General features: G+C 72.3%; 11 protein-coding genes, 2 pseudogenes and 1 riboswitch. Of the genes and pseudogenes, 7 read left to right on the top strand and 6 right to left on the bottom strand.

From position 1 onward, the window contains the following. Nucleotides 1–168: 168 nt before the first annotated feature. Nucleotides 169–894: a recombinase family protein gene (locus ACSNOK_RS06555; protein WP_436779618.1), complete on the top strand. Its 726-nt coding sequence runs from the start codon at nt 169–171 to the stop codon at nt 892–894. A 227-nt stretch (nt 895–1121) separates the two neighbouring features. Continuing rightward, nucleotides 1122–1790 carry a hypothetical protein gene (locus ACSNOK_RS06550; protein ID WP_436779617.1) on the top strand — a complete coding sequence of 223 codons (669 nt, stop codon included), beginning with the start codon at nt 1122–1124 and terminating at the stop codon, nt 1788–1790. A 418-nt stretch (nt 1791–2208) separates the two neighbouring features. Here the strand turns inward: ACSNOK_RS06550 and ACSNOK_RS06545 are convergent. Continuing rightward, nucleotides 2209–2364, bottom strand: a pseudogene (locus ACSNOK_RS06545) (GNAT family N-acetyltransferase); the annotation flags it as partial. A gap of 384 nt (nt 2365–2748) precedes the next feature. Further along, entirely contained in the window at nt 2749–2934 is a 186-nt protein-coding gene (locus ACSNOK_RS06540) for a hypothetical protein (RefSeq protein ID WP_436779616.1), read from the bottom strand. Nucleotides 2935–3100: 166 nt separating this feature from the next. Between ACSNOK_RS06540 and ACSNOK_RS06535 the strand changes: the two genes are divergently transcribed. Next, nucleotides 3101–3922: a PhzF family phenazine biosynthesis protein gene (locus tag ACSNOK_RS06535; RefSeq protein WP_436779615.1), complete on the top strand. Its 822-nt coding sequence runs from the start codon at nt 3101–3103 to the stop codon at nt 3920–3922. A gap of 351 nt (nt 3923–4273) precedes the next feature. Beyond that, nucleotides 4274–5086, top strand: a complete 813-nt coding sequence (locus ACSNOK_RS06530) for an AraC family transcriptional regulator (protein WP_436779614.1) — start codon at nt 4274–4276, stop codon at nt 5084–5086. On the opposite strand, the gene ACSNOK_RS06525 is transcribed toward ACSNOK_RS06530, so the two are convergent. The 3 genes from ACSNOK_RS06525 to ACSNOK_RS06515 all read right to left on the bottom strand — a co-directional run bounded on the left by ACSNOK_RS06525 (nt 5046) and on the right by ACSNOK_RS06515 (nt 9674). After that, a complete protein-coding gene (locus ACSNOK_RS06525) occupies nt 5046–6659 on the bottom strand; it encodes an MFS transporter (protein ID WP_436779613.1) in 1614 nt (537 codons plus the stop codon). The genes ACSNOK_RS06530 and ACSNOK_RS06525 overlap by 41 nt on opposite strands. Nucleotides 6660–7076: 417 nt before the next feature. Further along, entirely contained in the window at nt 7077–7832 is a 756-nt protein-coding gene (locus ACSNOK_RS06520) for a CPBP family intramembrane glutamic endopeptidase (RefSeq protein ID WP_436779612.1), read from the bottom strand. A 342-nt stretch (nt 7833–8174) separates the two neighbouring features. Further along, a complete protein-coding gene (locus ACSNOK_RS06515; protein ID WP_436779611.1) occupies nt 8175–9674 on the bottom strand; it encodes a glutamate--cysteine ligase in 1500 nt (499 codons plus the stop codon). Nucleotides 9675–10153: 479 nt separating this feature from the next. Here ACSNOK_RS06515 and ACSNOK_RS06510 point away from each other — a divergent pair, with 479 nt between their 5' ends. Continuing rightward, entirely contained in the window at nt 10154–10738 is a 585-nt protein-coding gene (locus ACSNOK_RS06510; RefSeq protein WP_436779610.1) for a hypothetical protein, read from the top strand. 328 nt (nt 10739–11066) lie between these two features. Beyond that, entirely contained in the window at nt 11067–11273 is a 207-nt protein-coding gene (locus ACSNOK_RS06505; protein WP_436779609.1) for a DUF5999 family protein, read from the top strand. 130 nt (nt 11274–11403) lie between these two features. Here ACSNOK_RS06505 and gcvP read toward each other — a convergent pair whose 3' ends face one another. Beyond that, a complete protein-coding gene (gene gcvP, locus ACSNOK_RS06500; RefSeq protein ID WP_436779608.1) occupies nt 11404–14289 on the bottom strand; it encodes an aminomethyl-transferring glycine dehydrogenase in 2886 nt (961 codons plus the stop codon). 189 nt (nt 14290–14478) lie between these two features. After that, nucleotides 14479–14600, bottom strand: a riboswitch (glycine riboswitch). A 190-nt stretch (nt 14601–14790) separates the two neighbouring features. Between gcvP and ACSNOK_RS06495 the strand changes: the two are divergent. Next, nucleotides 14791–15111 (top strand): annotated as a pseudogene (locus ACSNOK_RS06495) (PRC-barrel domain-containing protein); the annotation flags it as partial. Nucleotides 15112–15966 lie beyond the last annotated feature (855 nt).

Below are 15966 nucleotides of genomic sequence, written 5' to 3'. Positions count from 1 at the left end.
AGCGAGCTCCCCCCTCCCCCCCGCTGCGGGCATCCAGCCCGGCTCACCGTGCCGATCGCGCGGCGGCGCGGTCGCCGGCACCAAAAACACCGGCCGGTTCACGAAGGTGCCCAGGGGGCGCGAAGCGGCTTTCGGTTCCCGCCCCGGCGGACCGCGGGCCGGACAGCCATGGCGGCTCGCGTGCGGGTGCGCCCGCAGCTCAAGGAGGCACCGCGCACCTCGCGGGTCATCCTGACGGTGTACGAGATGAAGCGGCTGGGCCGCAACGCCGCCGAACCCACCACGCTAGCCCGCCACCTCACCACCCACGGCCTGGCCCTGGAGATGCTCACCGGACCGCTGCCCGGTACCTACGACCCCACCGGGTCCAGCAAGCCACTGGTCGCGTTCTTCGCGGCGACGGCGGAGACCGAGCGGGAGAATAACCGCGAATCGACGCTGGAGGGCCTCGACACCGCCGCCCCCAAGGGCACGCACGGCGGCCGGCCGCCGGTCATCACCGACGACACTTGCACACCGTGCTCCACCGCCGGGCGAACGACAGTCCGTCGAGCAGATTCAGCCCGACCTGATCATTCCCACCGACAAGCACAAGGGACGGAACCCGTCCGTCGCCGGCATCTGCCGGGCGCTCCCCGAGCACGCCAAGCACGCGGCGTACTCCCGAAGCCGTCGAGGCGGTACATGCCGACTTCGCCGCCGACCTGCGCTTCGTCCTCCACCGCGTCGAGCGGCTCGCCGCCGGATGCAATCCGGACGTCGACCAGCGGGAGCTACCGACCGGACTGCACGGCTTCTCGACCTGCGGCGCACGGGCGCGTTCGGGCTGGTCGAAGGGCGGGACGGCCACCGCCTGCGCCACGCTCGCGCACGGCCGCGTCCGGGACGGTCTGAGCGTCGGCGGTCCGATGCGGACGAACCCGTCGCTCGCCGGCGGCCTGGACCGGCCGTTCTTGATGATGACCGCCGAGTTAACCCGGCCACGGATTCCGAGGCCGCCGCGTTCTGGTCGCGGCTGCGGGGCCGGCGGGTGAACATCCAGGCCCAGGGCGCCGCCGGGTGGCTTTGCCCATGAGAGCGGGCGGCGTTTCGACAGCGCCGACCGGTTCTAGGGTGACCGCATGCCGATACCCGTACATGCCCTCGCCCACCGGCCCTTGACCGCTCCGGCAGTCGCCGAGCTCATCGCGCTGCCGACCGCGCCTCACGTTCCCGACGAGGGCGACGCCCTCGATGCCGAGGTACGGCAGCGCGGATGGAGCTGGGAACACGAACTGGTCTGCGACTCCTTCCGTACCGGATACGGACACGTACTGTGCAGCAGCGCCATTCCGTTCGGGCGCCCGGACGCCCGGCACTTCCTGGTCTTCGGCCAGATGTACCCCGTCGACCCCGAAGACGAGGACATGACCAACGGCCCGTGGCTGTACGACATCATGGACGACTGGCAGCGGCAGCCCGGCTGGAGTGGCCGCCGACCGGGGACCGACCAGGACTGCGAGAGCGTACTCGCGCAGGCGGCGCAGGCAGTGACCGAGCACCTCGGCACCGCCCCCGAACGAACGGTTCCGTCATCCGAGGCGATGGTCGCCGGCCCCACGCTGACACACCGCGTCTGGCGCACCTCCACCCACGCCCTGGTACTCGGACCAGCGGCCGACAACGGCCCCTACGGCTACCTCAGCCACCTGCAGCTGTCCTACACGCCGCTCACCTGCGGCCCTGACCTGCCACCGGCGGACGACGAAGACGGCCTCAGCAGATGGATCTCCGCGCACGTCGACTGGTGACCGCGGGCCCGCTCACAAGGTGACGCCATGCCCAGGCCGTCGGAGTCGAGCTCGACCTCGGCGGCTTGGGAACGCGACGCTCGGCGGAAGCGGCGTGAGAGCTCCGGAAGGAGAACGACGTCCCGCGCCGGGCCGGTCCCCACCTCGACGGCTCGACACGACTGCCCGGCACCCGGAAGCACCGGACGGGCCCCTCGACGGCATGTCCGTGGGTCTCCGATGCAGGTCAACGGCTCCGGCCGTGTCGGGCACCGACCCCCGCTCCGCCGATCACACGAGGAAATCAACGGCCGATCCCCGGCGGGAAGAGGGCCGCCCGCCGGCCCGTGGTACCCGCTCCGGTGGCGGCCATAACGGACGCATGCCTCACCAGCCCGCCCAGCCGGCCGGAGCGGAGAGGCGACCGCCGCCCCCCCTTTCAAGCGACCCGAAAGCTGAGCTGCGCCCCCAGCTCCACAAACCCCAGCGCCTCCCCGACGCGCCGGGAAGCGCGAAGCCGCGCGCGCCACTGCGGCAGCAGCCCGTCGGCGAGGGCTTGGGCGACCGCCGCCGAGCCCGTCACGCGCGCCAATCGCCTCCCCCGCGCCTCTCAGGCGCCGTCAGGACGCCGATGTGGGCCGTTCGGCTCGGCCAGGCCCGGTATCCCGCCGCGGCGACCACCCGACCCTCCTCGCGTACAACGAACGCGGGCGAGGTGATCTCGTCCAGAGCAGCCTCATCAGCATCTTCACCACCCGCCATCCGCTCCAAGCGACGCAGATCCGGATGCGCGACCGGCAGTCGCTCCACCCTCGGCGTACGGCCACCCACCGCCCGGAAGTCCCCCCCGGGACACGTACGCCCACGTCGCCGGCCCGAGCATCCCGGCCACCGGAAGGGCCTCCGGACCGCCACTCCGTCCACGACGGCCCCCGCCGGCAGCCTCCCCAACGAGCCCCGAACGGTCGCCGCGGCACCCTCACTCGGCACGGTCACGATCGCCGAGCCGCCCACGGGCCACCGCCCCGACCCAGCCTGCCGGGCACAGTCCGGACCGCGGGGAGACCACGACATCCACCCCGCCCGGCGGATCGAACGACACCGGCACCCCGGCCAGGTACTCCCAGAGCTCACGGGCCCGGTCCGGCAACGGATCCATCGGCATGGCCCCGATCCTGCCAGTCCGAGCAGGACGCCGGCCGGCGAACCGATCACACGAACCGACCGGCCGTACCGACGAATTCGGTGTGCGAGCACGTGAGGAAGGAAGGAGGGCCACGCACCGGCGATTGGCCGTGTCCGACGGCCCCCGCACGCCTTACCGTCCTGCCATGCGAATCCGAATCGTCGACGCGTTCACAGACCGCCCCTTCGCCGGCAACCCGGCCGGCGTCATGCTCTTCGACGGCCCCTTCCCCGATGACGACCGGCTCCAGGCAGTCGCCGCCGAGGTCAACCTCTCCGAGACGGCGTTCGCCCGGCCGCTGGACGGCACGGGGGACGACGGGGAGGCCGACTGGGCGCTGCGCTGGTTCACCCCGTCGACCGAGGTGGACATGTGCGGCCACGCCACCCTGGCCACGGCACACGTCCTGAGCACCACCGGTGTCGCGACCGGGACCGTGCGGTTCGCCACCCGCTGTGGTGTGCTCACCACGACCGCGCACGACGACGGGTCCCTGACGCTGGACTTTCCGACGTCCTCGCTCACTCCGCTGGCCGCCCCCGAAGGGCTGGCCGAGGCACTCGGCGCCGTCCCGCTGAGCGTGCACGACACCAGCGGCCACATCGGCGACCTGCTCGTCGAACTGTCCGACGAGCGGACCGTGCACGCCCTGACCCCCGACTGGCACGCGCTGGCGGGCCGGTCCCGCCGGGGGATCATCGTCACCGCGCCGGCCTCGGACCCCTCCCTCGGCTACGACTTCGTCTCCCGCGGCTTCTTCCCCAACGTGGGCATCGACGAGGACCCGGTCACCGGCAGCGCGCACACCGCGCTGGCCCCCTTCTGGGCGGAGCGCCTCGGCCGCACCGAGCTGACGGGCCTTCAGGGCGGCGCCCGGCGGGGACGCGTCCGTACCACGCTGCACGGCGACCGCACCTTGCTGACGGGACATGCCGTGACCGTGATCGACGGCGAGTTCCTCGTCTAGGCGGTGTCTGACGGCTCTTGGCCGGGATGGTGGACCTGTTGCCGTTCCGGGCAGGAGCGGACACGGTGCGTCACCACGAACTGACCAACGCTCAAGGGGAACGTCGGGAACGTATCGCCCGGCTGCCGCCCTCAGTCGGGAAGCCGGGTGGGCAGTGCGCTCAGCCACGCGATCTCCGACACCCATGTCGCTGTGTCCCCCGTTCCTCCGTCAAGGAGCTTGGCATCAGCAACCGGCTGACAGCAGGACGCGCTCCGGCCGGGCCCCACTCCGGTCCGGCAGGTGCCGGATCCGTCCAGTGAACGCTCGCGGCCCCCGGACAAGCGGCAGTTGACGTTAGAGTGGGAGCCCGTGATCGGCGAAACGCACTTCACCATCGACCATCCGGCCGTCGCGAGCATGGTCGTCCCGCTCGAGGCCGGGGCCGATGTCTCCGCCCACAACCACCCGCAGCACCAGCTGACCTGGGCGCCCACCGGTCTGCTCACCATGGGGGTGGGCAACTTCCGCTGGGTGGTGCAGCGTTCGCGCGCACTGTGGATCCCCGGGGGCGTGGATCACGCGGTTTTCCCGAACTCGTCCGTGGCGATGGTCTCGCTGTACTTCGAACCGGACGACTGCCCGCTGCGCTGGGACGCCCCGACCGTCATCGACGCCACCGGGCTCGTCGGGCCGCTGCTGAGCCACCTCGTGACCATCGGCGCCGACGCCGAGGAGCATCGCGCCCGGGTCACCGCCGTGCTGTGGGACCTGATGAAGCCGGTGTCGGTCGCAACGTTCCCGACGATCCTGCCCACCGACCCGCCGGCCCTGCGCGTCGCGCTCGCCATCAAGCGGGACCCCGCCGACCCCCGGGACCTGGAAGCCTGGGGCCGGGAGGTCGGGGCGTCTCCGCGCACCCTCTCGCGCCGCTTCCGCGCCGAGACGGGTGTGAGCTTCGCGAGCTGGCGTACGTACGAGCGGCTGAACGCGGCGCTGCCCATGCTCGGCATGGGGCAGCCGATCTCGCGGGTCGCCCGCGCCGTCGGCTACGGCACCGCGAGCGCCTTCATCACCGCGTTCCGGCGCGAGATCGGCACCACTCCCGCCGCGTACTTCGGCGGGAGCGGCGCACCGTCCCGGTTCACGCGGACACCGGACGCTCCTCCTCCTGGCGGCGACTGACCCGGCCGCGGTCGATCGCGAAGGCGATCCCCGCGATGACCACGGAGCCCACGCCGATCCAGGTGCCCAGCGTGGCCAGGGAGTTCAGCCCGTCGATCGACGCGTTGTCGGCGACCCGGACCAGGGTGGGCACCAGGTCGTGGAACCGCGATGGCACCGCCTCGACCACTTGGTGCCCCGCGCCGGATCCGACCTGGTCGACGAACTCCCGCTTCAGGTCATGCGGCACCGCGTCGCTCCCGGCGACCGTCGCGAGCCCGGACTCCGCCTTGTCCTGTGCGGCATGGCTGAACATCGCGCCGAGTCCGGCGATGCCCATGGCCATGCCGACCTGCCGCAGCGTGGCGAAGGTCGCGGAGGACATGCCCGCGTTCTCCTGCGAGGCGAAGGTCAGCGACGCCGCCTGGTTGACCGCGGTCAGGGCGCCGATGCCGAGACCGCCGATGATCATGCCGGGCAGGAAGTGGGTCCAGCCGTCGCCGTGATCGTAGTTGCCCAGCAGGAACATGCCCACGGTCACCAGCGCCATGGTGCCCGTCAGCCCGACCCCGATCGGCACCCGCTTGGCGACGATCGGGGTCAGGGCCGCGGCGACCATCGCACAGGCGCTGATCGGCAGCAACCTGAGGCCCATCTGCAGCGGCGTGTAGCCGAGCGCGCCCATCAGGAACAGCGACAGGTACGTGGCCGCGGCCATCAGGGTGGCCATGTGCGCGACGGACACGACCGCGGTGCCGGCGAACCCGGGCTTCTTCGCCATCGAGATGTCGAGCAGCGGGTGCTTGGCCCGGGTCTGCCAGTACAGGAAGGCGATCACCAGGACGGCGCCGGTGACGAGGAGGGCTATGACCGTCCCCGACGTCCAGCCCAGCGCGTTGCTCCGGGTCAGCGCGAACACGGCCGAGACCAGGCCGCCGGTGAGCAGCAGCGAGCCGAGCCAGTCCGCGCGGCTGCCCGGCGTGCTCGTGGTGGCAGGCATCTTCAGCACGGCCAGCAAGGTGACGGCGATACCGATCGGCACGTTGACGGTGAAGATCGAGCGCCAGCCGAACTGGGTGACCAGCACGCCGCCGATGACCGGTCCGAGGACGGTCGCGCCCGCCATCACCGCCCCGTAGACGCCGATCGCCTTCGCCCGCTCCCCGGCCTCGGGAAACGCGGCGGCCAGCAGCGGCAGCGCGGTGGCGAACAGCATCGCCGCACCGATGCCCTGCACCACGCGCAGAACGTCGAGTGCCACGATGCCGCCCGCCAGCGTCAACGCCAGCGAAGCGGCGGTGAACACGATCATGCCGACGACGAAGAGGAGCTTGCGGCCGAACCGGTCGCCGAGCGTGCCGAAGGTCAGCATGAGGCCGGCCAGCGGGATCGAGTAGGCGTCGACGATCCACTGGAGCCCGTCGATGGAGGCGTTGAATTCCGAGCGGATGTCGGCGAGGGCGGCGGAGACGACCATCGCGTCGAGCATCAGCATGAAGATCGCGACGCAGACCATGAACAACACGAGTCCGGGCCGGCGCTGTGCGACATCGCCCGGCGTGTGCCCACGCGTGGTCGTCGCAGTCGTGGACATGGAAACTCCCTGGACTCAGGCGTGGATGTCGGCTGCGGAGAAGCCACCCGCGGATGTCGGTCGGGTGCCTCACCGATCACGCTAAACGCCCGACGGGCCGCCTAGGGATGGCGTTTGAGGACGGCCGATTTCGCGTAACGGACAACTTCCGGCTGTTCCGCCGGATCGATGTCGCGTAGCGGACACACACGCCTGTCCGTACCGGTCGCGGAAGCCGTGAGGGGATGTCAGAAGGCGCTGAGCGCCTCGGCTCAGCGCACAGCGCTGGTGACCGGCGCCTCGACGGGCATCGGCCGGGCGACCGCGCGACTCCCGGTCCGATTCCTCGTCCGGCCGGATCCCTCGGCGGCCGGAATTCTCGTCCGCCGTGCTCCACGCTCAAACGGACCCGCCCCTGCGCAACCCGCCGACGGCCGCTCACGCCGTCGGCAGCCACCCCACCTTCCCCGCGAGCAGCGCGTACCCCACGAACGCCACGATGTCGATCAGCGCGTGCGCCGCCACCAACGGCCCGACCCGCCCCCACCGCCGGTAGAGGAGGACGAAGAGGACGCCCATCGCCATGTTCCCGACGAACCCGCCGATGCCCTGGTACAGGTGGTACGACCCGCGCAGCACCGCGCTCGCGGCCAGTGCCGCCGCGGGCCCCCAGCCGGTCTGCCCCAGCCGGCGCAGCAGGTAGCCGACGACCACGACCTCCTCCAGCACCGCGTTCTGCACGGCCGAGGCGATCAGCACCGGGAACTTCCACCACACATCGGGCAGCGACTCGGGGACCACTGTCAGGTTGGAGCCGGCGGCCCGCGCCCCCAGGTAGAGCAGCAGCCCGGTGCCGCCCACCACCGCGGCGACGGCGGCACCGCGCGCCAGGTCGGAGCCCGGACGGCGGCGGTCGAAGCCGATCGAGCGCAGCCCGGCGCCCTCGCGGGTCAGCAGGTGGGCGACGAGGAGGACGGGGACCAGCGAGGTCGCGATGCCGAAGAGCTGCCACGCCAGGTCGAGCCAGGGCCGGCCGGGCGCGTGGGAGGTGTTGAGCCGGGCCGCCTGGTCCTTGAGCCCGCCCGGGCGGGTGAGCGCGCCGATGAAACTGATCAGCGCCGAGACCCCGCTGGCGCCCAGGGAGAGGGCCAGTACCAGTACGGTCTCGGTGCGCAGCGTGCGCCGCGCCGGCACGGGCGCGGCGCCCGGCCCCGCCGGGGCGCCCGGACGCTCCTCCGCGTCACGAGCGTCACGCGGATCACGCGGATCACGCGGATCACCCGAGTCACGCGGATCACCCGGGTCATGGGCGCCACGGGCATCACGCCCCTCACGGGCGCCCTGTCGCGTCGCTTTGTTCACTCGTGGTCCACTCCTGCCTGCGCCCCTCGCCGCGCCGCCCGCGCGGCGTCGCGCACGGCCGGGCACGGGTGTCCCTCCGCGACGGTGCCCGTCGCGTCGTCCCAGCTTGCCCGACGGCCGCCCGCCCGGACGACAGCGGGGTGCGGCGGCCGGCGGCCCGTCGCGCACGGGCCGTCAGCCCGCGGCCCCCACCGGCCAGGTGTGCACCGGCTCCCCGGTCGCCATCAGCTCGCAGTAGCGCCGCGTGGTGGCGGCCAGCGCCGCGTGCCGGTCCAGGCCCCGGTCGCGTGCCGCGTGGTAGGTGGCGGCCTGCCAGGACGCCCCGTTGGTACGCAGCCGGCAGCGGCCCTCGATGACGCCGAGGTAGCGGTCGCGGTCGGCGGGTTCGACGCCCCAGGCGTCGAGGCCGGCGGCGGCCAGCGGCAGCAGCTCCTCGCGGACCAGCCGGACGGCGGGCACCTGGACCACGCCCCCGTTGCGCCCCTTGGGCCAGCGCAGCACCGCGTCGATGCCGTGTCGGCAGGCGGCGTCGAAGTTGTCGGCCGCGGCGGCGAACGGCAGCCGCGTCCACACCGGGCGGGGCTCCTCCGCGAGGGCCCGCACCAGCCCGTAGTAAAAGGCGGTGTTGGCGAGCACGTCGGTGACCGTGGGACCGGCGGGCAGCACGCGGTTCTCCACCCGCAGGTGCGGGACGCCGTCGGCGATCCCGTACACGGGCCGGTTCCAGCGGTAGACGGTGCCGTTGTGCAGGACGAGTTCCTCCAGCCGCGGCACCCCGCCCGCGTCCAGTACCCGCAGGGGGTCCTCGTCGCCGCTGATGGGCAGCAGCGGGGGGAAGAAGCGCAGGTTCTCCTCGAAGAGCTCGTACGCGGAACCGATCCACCGCTCGCCGAACCAGGTGCGCGGGCGTACGCCCTGCGCCTGGAGCTCGGGCGGGCGGGTATCGGTCGACTGGACGAACAGCGGCGGGCGGCTCTCGCGCCACAGTTCACGGCCGAAGAGGAAAGGGGAGTTGGCGCCCACGGCGATCTGGGCGGCGGCCACCGCCTGGGCCGCGTTCCAGACGGCGGCGAACCGGCCCGGGGTGACCTGGAGATGCAATTGCACCGAGGTACAGGCGGCCTCCGGGCAGATGGACCGCGCGGTGCAGGTCAGCCGTTCGACGCCGTCGATGTCGATGCTGACGTCCTCCCCGCGGGCCGCCATCACCTGCTCGTTGAGCAGTGCGTAGCGGTCGGCGGCGGAGAAGTTGTCCGGGACGAGGTCCTCCTGGCCGAGCGTCGGCAGAATGCCGATCATCACTATTCCGGAGCCCACTTCCCGGGCTTTCCGGTCGGCATAGGAGAGCCCGGTGCGGAGCTCCTCGGCGAGCTGGTCGAGAACTCGTCCCGACAACCGGTGCGGGACGATGTTCACTTCCAGGTTGAATTGCCCGAGTTCCGTCTGGAAATCACGGCTCGCGATACGCTCCAGCACCTTGGCATTCATCATGCTCGGCATACCGTCGGGGCCCGCCAGATTCAACTCGATCTCCAGCCCCATAAGGTTCCGGGGCCGGTCGAAACGCTTCTCCTCCAGTAACCTCCCCAGCCCTTCCAGGCACTGCCGGAGCTTGTCCCGGTGGCGCTGGCGGTCGTCCAGGCCGAACTCCACGGCGGCGACCTTCTCACCCATGGACGCGTCCTCCTCCAGCGGTCGCCCTCGGCGCCGGCCCGTTCCCGGCACGGTCGATGATGCCCAGACGAAGCGATCGAAACGCCTCACCCCGTGCCCGTATAACCGGTAGGCTGGCAGCCAAGCGCACTCCGGCACATTCCGATGGCATGACGGCAGCTCATGGCATGTCGCATTGCGCTGGTGATAAACACCGACGAGTTTCGGCCGACCGTTCCCGGGAAAGAAACCGAGGTCAGGCCTGCGCGATCGGGAACGAAAACACCGAAAACGACCCCGCAGGCGGCCCTGATTTCCCCTTGCCGGAAATACCGGCGACAGCTAGCCGAAACATCCTGTGAACATGTGTCGTATAAACTCGGAGTGAGGCAGAGAGTAGGCGCCCCGGCAGTCGGTCCCGGCCCCCCTCTGACCCCGCACACCGACAGCGTCGTCACCTGCCAGCACCTGCGTGTCTCCGAAGTGAGAGGCGACCCATCATGCCGCTGCACATCCCCCCTGCCCCCGCGCCTGCCCTCCGTAGCGTCCGCACCGCCCTCGGCTCCCCCACCGCCGTCCGGGAGACCCGCACCCCGTCCCTGAAGGCCGCGCAGGGAGCGCTCGACTGCGAACTCCCGCTCCCCGTCCACGTTCTGGAGCAGCACCCCCCGGCCGGCGGCGCCCCCCGCACCCGGCTCACCGGCTGGCGCTTCCTGATCAAGGAGGACGGGCGCGCCATCGCCGCGGGCGAGGCCCGGCCGACCCCCGACGGCTGGGCGTTCTCGCACTTCTTCGAGGGACCGTACGTCGTCTCCACCGAACTCGCGCTGCGCCAGGCGGAGTCGCTCCCCACGCCCTACCAGCCGCGGCTGCTGACCGTACCCGGCCTCTACATGCTCACCCTCTGGCTGCACGGTGACATCACGGCCGACGCCGAGTCCGGCCTGCCCGCCCCCGGCGACCTCCTGGTGCCGCTCGCCCCCGCGCCGCCCGGCATCGCCGCCCACCGGCCGCACCGCTTCGCCGACCTGCTGCCGGTGCTCACCCTCCGGCTGGCCCCGGCACCGATGCTGAAGACCGCGTGACGCGTCCCGGCGGCGCCCCGCGACCCCTGCGGTCGCGGGGCGCCGCGCCGTTGGGACGCCGCCTCGGGAACACCCCGTCACCCACACGGCTCATTCCGCGGAGGTCGACCCGAACCGATCGAAGGGGCAGACTTGTTGACAGCAACCGTCCGCATGGGTGACGCGTCTTCTCTCACAGCGGACCGCTGCAACGAAATCCCTGCGGAATCACGCCCGTAGGGCAACACTGGGAACGACAGACCACATCGTCACGGGGGGCGGCATGACCACCGCATCGAGCCGCAGCACAGCGACAGCAGCAGAGACATCCCAGCGAAAGAACCCTCCCATGTGCCAGCACCAGCCCGCGTGCCCGTCAGCCGATTCCGCCGACCGGGAAGCCGCCCACCTCGTGGCGCACTTCCCGCAGCAGGGCTGGAGCCTGCTGTGCAACGGCGTCCTCTGCTTCGAGGACACCGGCGAACTGCTGCCGGACGGGCAGATCATCGCCCCGCACCGGCCGCTCGGCGCCGAGCATGTGGTGACGGCGGCCTGACGGCCCGCCGACGCCCGCGCACGGCTCGCCACCGCACGACACGGCGAAGCACGACAGAACACGACAGGACACGACGAAAGGGCCGGCCCGGCGTTCCCGCCGGGCCGGCCCTCCGCGTATGCCGGGCGGCTCAGCCCTCGTACTCGTCCAGCGGCGGGCAGGAGCAGACGAGGTTGCGGTCACCGAACGCGCCGTCGACCCGGCGCACCGGCGGCCAGTACTTGTCGGCCGCGGACACGCCGCCCGGGAAGACCGCCTCCTGACGGCTGTACGGGTGCTCCCAGTCGCCGGCGACGGACGCGGCGGTGTGCGGGGCGTTGCGCAGCGGGTTGTCGGTGGCGTCCCACTCGCCGGCGCCGACCTTCTCGATCTCCGCGCGGATCGCGATCATCGCCTCGCAGAACCGGTCGAGTTCGCCGAGATCCTCGCTCTCGGTCGGCTCGATCATCAGCGTGCCGGCCACCGGGAACGACATGGTCGGCGCGTGGAAGCCGTAGTCGATCAGGCGCTTGGCGACGTCGTCGACGGTGACGCCGGTCGCCTTGGTGAGCGGCCGGAGGTCCACGATGCACTCGTGGGCGACGAGGCCGTTGGGGCCGGTGTAGAGCACCGGGTAGTGCGGCTCCAGGCGCTTGGCGATGTAGTTGGCGCTCAGCACCGCGACCTGCGTCGCGGCCTTGAGGCCCGCGCCGCCCATCAGCCGGACGTACGCCCAGGAGATCGGCAGGATGCCCGCCGAGCCCCACGGCGCCGCCGAGATCGGCCCGACGCCCGTCTCCGGGCCCGCGGCGGGCTGGAGCGGGTGGTTGGGCAGGTACGGCGCGAGGTGGCCGCGGACGGCGACGGGGCCGACGCCCGGACCGCCGCCCCCGTGCGGGATGCAGAAGGTCTTGTGCAGGTTCAGGTGCGAGACGTCGCCCCCGAACTCGCCCGGCTTCGCCACTCCCACCAGCGCGTTGAGGTTCGCGCCGTCCACGTACACCTGGCCGCCGGCCTCGTGGACGAGGGCGCAGATCTCGCTGATGTGCTCCTCGAACACCCCGTGCGTGGAGGGGTAGGTGACCATGAGGACGGCCAGTTCGTCGCGGTGCTTCTCGATCTTGGCGCGCAGGTCGTCGGCGTCGACCTCGCCGTCCTCGCCCGTCTTCACCACGACGACGCGCATGCCGGCCATCACGGCGCTGGCCGCGTTGGTGCCGTGCGCGGAGGACGGGATGAGGCAGACGGTCCGCTGCTCGTCGCCGTTGGCGCGGTGGTAGGCGCGGACGGCCAGCAGCCCGGCCAGCTCGCCCTGCGAACCGGCGTTCGGCTGGAGCGAGACCTTGTCGTAGCCGGTGACCTCGGCCAGCCGTTCCTCCAGCTCGCGGATGAGCGTGAGATAGCCCTCGGCCTGGTCCGCCGGGGCGAACGGGTGCAGCGCGCCGAACTCCGGCCAGGTGACCGGCTCCATCTCGGTCGTCGCGTTGAGCTTCATGGTGCACGAGCCGAGCGGGATCATGCCCCGGTCCAGCGCGTAGTCCCGGTCGGCGAGGCGGCGCAGGTAGCGCAGCATCGCGGTCTCGGAGCGGTGCTGGTGGAAGACCGGGTGGGTGAGGAAGTCGGAGCCGCGCAGCAGCTCCTCGGGGAGCGCGTCGGCGGTGGCCGCGTCCAGCGCCTCGACGTCGGCGTCCACCCCGAACGCGGCCCAGACGGCGGCCAGGTGCTCACGGGTGGTGGTCTCGTCGCAGGCGATGCCGACGGTGTCGGCGTCCGTCCGGCGCAGGTTGACGCCCCGCTCCAGGGCCGCGGCGACGACCTCGTCCGCCCGGCCCGGCACCCGCGCGGTGACGGTGTCGAAGTACGCGCCGTGCACGACCTCGACACCGCCGGCCCGCAGCCCCTCGGCGAGCAGCGTGGCGTAGCGGTGGGCGCGGCGGGCGATCGCCGTCAGACCGTCGGGGCCGTGGTAGACGGCGTACATGCCGGCCATGACCGCCAGCAGCACCTGCGCGGTGCAGATGTTGCTGGTGGCCTTCTCGCGACGAATGTGCTGCTCGCGGGTCTGGAGGGCCAGGCGGTACGCCTTGTCGCCGTCCGCGTCGACGGAGACGCCGACGAGGCGTCCAGGCAAGCTGCGCGCGAACTGCTCGCGAACGGCCATGTAGCCGGCGTGCGGCCCGCCGAAGCCCATCGGGACGCCGAACCGCTGGCTGGTGCCGACGGCGATGTCGGCGCCGAGCTCCCCGGGCGGGGTGAGCAGCGTCAGCGCGAGCAGATCGGCGGCCACGGTCACGACGGCGCCCAGCTCGTGCGCCCGCTCGATGACCGGCCGGAGGTCGCGGACGGCACCGGAGGCCCCCGGGTACTGGAGCAGCACGCCGAAGACACCGCGCTCGGCGATCTCGTCCGGAATGCCGGCCGAGAGGTCGGCGACGACGACCTCGACGCCGGTGGGCTCGGCACGGGTCTCGATGACGGCGACCGTCTGCGGCAGGGCGTCGGCGTCCACGAGGAAGACGCCGTTCTTGACCTTGCCGACCCGCCGGGAGAGCGCCATCGCCTCGGCGGCGGCGGTGCCCTCGTCGAGCAGGGAGGCGCCGGAGGTGGGCAGCCCGGTGAGGTCGGCGACGACGGTCTGGAAGTTGAGCAGGGCCTCCAGGCGGCCCTGGGAGATCTCCGGCTGGTACGGGGTGTAGGCCGTGTACCAGGCGGGGTTCTCCATGACGTTGCGGAGGATCACGGGCGGGGTGAACGTGCCGTGGTAGCCAAGCCCGATCATGGGCACGAGCACCTGGTTGCGGTCCGCGAGACCGCGCAGCTCGGCGATCACCTCGGCCTCGCCGCGCGGCTCCGGCAGCCGGAGCGCCTCGGCGCTCTTGATCACGTCCGGCACGGCGGCGGCGGTGAGTTCGTCCAGCGAGCCGAAGCCGACGTGGGCGAGCATCTTCGCCTGCGCCTCGCTGTCGGGCCCTATGTGGCGGCCGGCGAAGGGAGTGCCGTGCTCCAGGTCGGAGAGGGCGATGCGGTGGGCGGTCATCTGCGGGGGCCTCCTGGTCATTGCGACCTGCGAGGGGTACCACGGCGCGGGTACCCGGACGGCCTCCCCCTCTGTCATCTCGACCTGAGAGCTTCACCGGATCCCGTGACGCGACCCGGCTTTCACCGTCGGTGAGGAGGGGCTCGGCATGGTGCCCGGTCCGGTGCCCGCCCTGCTTTCCAGAGTGACCTCGTCCGCGCGGTACGTGTGCCTGAGAGATTCCGGGGAGGATTTGCTCCTTCGGCGCCACCGTCGGACCCGTCAAGCCAATGCCTGTCCAGGTCCCCGGAGGACTCTCCCGCGCGGGGTCCACAGCCGATAGCCAGCCTACCAGCGGCGATGCCGACGCCGGAGCTCCCCGGCCGGTGCTTCTCCGCCGCCTCCCCCATTACTCCCGCTTGGTGGCTTTTCTTGCGCCCCGAGTGTTTTCCCGGCTTTGCCGACGGCCTCCCGGGGAAACCAGGAATTACAGAGGGGCGAAAGTGACTCCCGGGAGGACGGATGCAGTCGGATATCGATCCTCGGACGTTGATCGGCCGCAAGGCCTACGACCGTGACGGCTCGAAGATCGGCACGGTGGACGAGGTCTATCTCGACGACGCCACCGGCGTACCCGAGTGGGCGGCCGTGCGCACCGGGCTGTTCGGCCGCGACGCGTTCGTCCCCCTGGAGCCGAGCGAGGTCGTGGACGACGCGCTGCGCATCCCCTACGACCGGACGCTCATCAAGACCGCGCCCGACCTGGGCGTCGGCCGCCATCTCTCCCCCGAGCAGGAGCTCCGCCTCTACCACCACTACCGCATGGCCCTACCGGGCCCGGACGCGCGCGAAACGCGCGGGAGCGACCCCCGGGAATCGGCGGCCGACGCAGCCCGGACACCCGACCGTACGGCCGCCCCCGGCCTTCGCCCCGTGCCGAACTCCGCCGACGCGCACCAGGGCCCGGAACCGGCCCCGGAGGACGACACACACTCCGCTTCTTCGGGCCCGGTCCCCCGCAACGAGACCGGCCCCGGCCCGGCGCCCGGCCCGGAACCGGGCACCGACCGCTGAGCCGCGCCCCTGGGCACGCCGGAAGGCCGGCTCGGGCGCACGAACGCCGAAGGACCGGCACGCCGCCGGACGGGCACCACACCGCGGCTCGGGCCCCGAGCCGCCGCTGAGCCGCGCTGCTGGGCACGCCGGAAGGCCGGCTCGGGCGCACGAACTCCGGGGGACCGGCATGCCGCCGGACGGGCACACACCGCGGCACGGGCCCCGAGCCGGGATCCGAGCCGCTGCCCGGTGACCGGCTGCGCGCCGACCGGCCACTCACCCCCACCAATGGAACCGCCGAAGTTTTCCTCCCGGGGGGAGCGGGCCCGGCCTCGCGTCCACAGCCCGACCGCGCGGGACGAGCGCGCTGAGGGACGCGCGCAGCACAGCCCCCGCAGGGACCGGTGACAGGACGCGGCTGGAGCATCCCTCGCAGCGGCACGCCGCACCCCACTCCCCGGCACGCCTCCACCCCCACACGAGCTACGCCGCCGACCCGCTGAGACCGGCCTCAGGCGCGTCCCCAGGCCCCCGGTCCGCCACCGGGCCCTCCCCGTCGGCCTCCCGTGACGTCTCGCCCGGTCCGACGGCACGAGGCCCCGCCCAGGCCGCCGCTCGACCCCGAGAGCCCGCCCCCGGTTC

It is taken from the genome of Streptomyces sp. URMC 126 (assembly GCF_051386555.1).
Classification (GTDB): Bacteria; Actinomycetota; Actinomycetes; order Streptomycetales; family Streptomycetaceae; genus Streptomyces.
The sequence above is the reverse complement of the archived record's forward strand: the minus strand, read 5'-3'. Positions and strand labels throughout refer to the sequence as shown.

Bases quoted from the DNA above. Each gene is read 5' to 3' on its own strand.
- ACSNOK_RS06555 (WP_436779618.1), top strand. From the start codon at position 169: ATGGCGGCTCGCGTGCGGGTGCGCCCGCAGCTCAAGGAGGCACCGCGC.
- ACSNOK_RS06550 (WP_436779617.1), top strand. From the start codon at position 1,122: ATGCCGATACCCGTACATGCCCTCGCCCACCGGCCCTTGACCGCTCCG.
- ACSNOK_RS06540 (WP_436779616.1), bottom strand. From the start codon at position 2,934: ATGCCGATGGATCCGTTGCCGGACCGGGCCCGTGAGCTCTGGGAGTAC.
- ACSNOK_RS06535 (WP_436779615.1), top strand. From the start codon at position 3,101: ATGCGAATCCGAATCGTCGACGCGTTCACAGACCGCCCCTTCGCCGGC.
- ACSNOK_RS06525 (WP_436779613.1), bottom strand. From the start codon at position 6,659: ATGTCCACGACTGCGACGACCACGCGTGGGCACACGCCGGGCGATGTC.
- ACSNOK_RS06515 (WP_436779611.1), bottom strand. From the start codon at position 9,674: ATGGGTGAGAAGGTCGCCGCCGTGGAGTTCGGCCTGGACGACCGCCAG.
- ACSNOK_RS06510 (WP_436779610.1), top strand. From the start codon at position 10,154: ATGCCGCTGCACATCCCCCCTGCCCCCGCGCCTGCCCTCCGTAGCGTC.
- ACSNOK_RS06505 (WP_436779609.1), top strand. From the start codon at position 11,067: ATGTGCCAGCACCAGCCCGCGTGCCCGTCAGCCGATTCCGCCGACCGG.
- gcvP (WP_436779608.1), bottom strand. From the start codon at position 14,289: ATGACCGCCCACCGCATCGCCCTCTCCGACCTGGAGCACGGCACTCCC.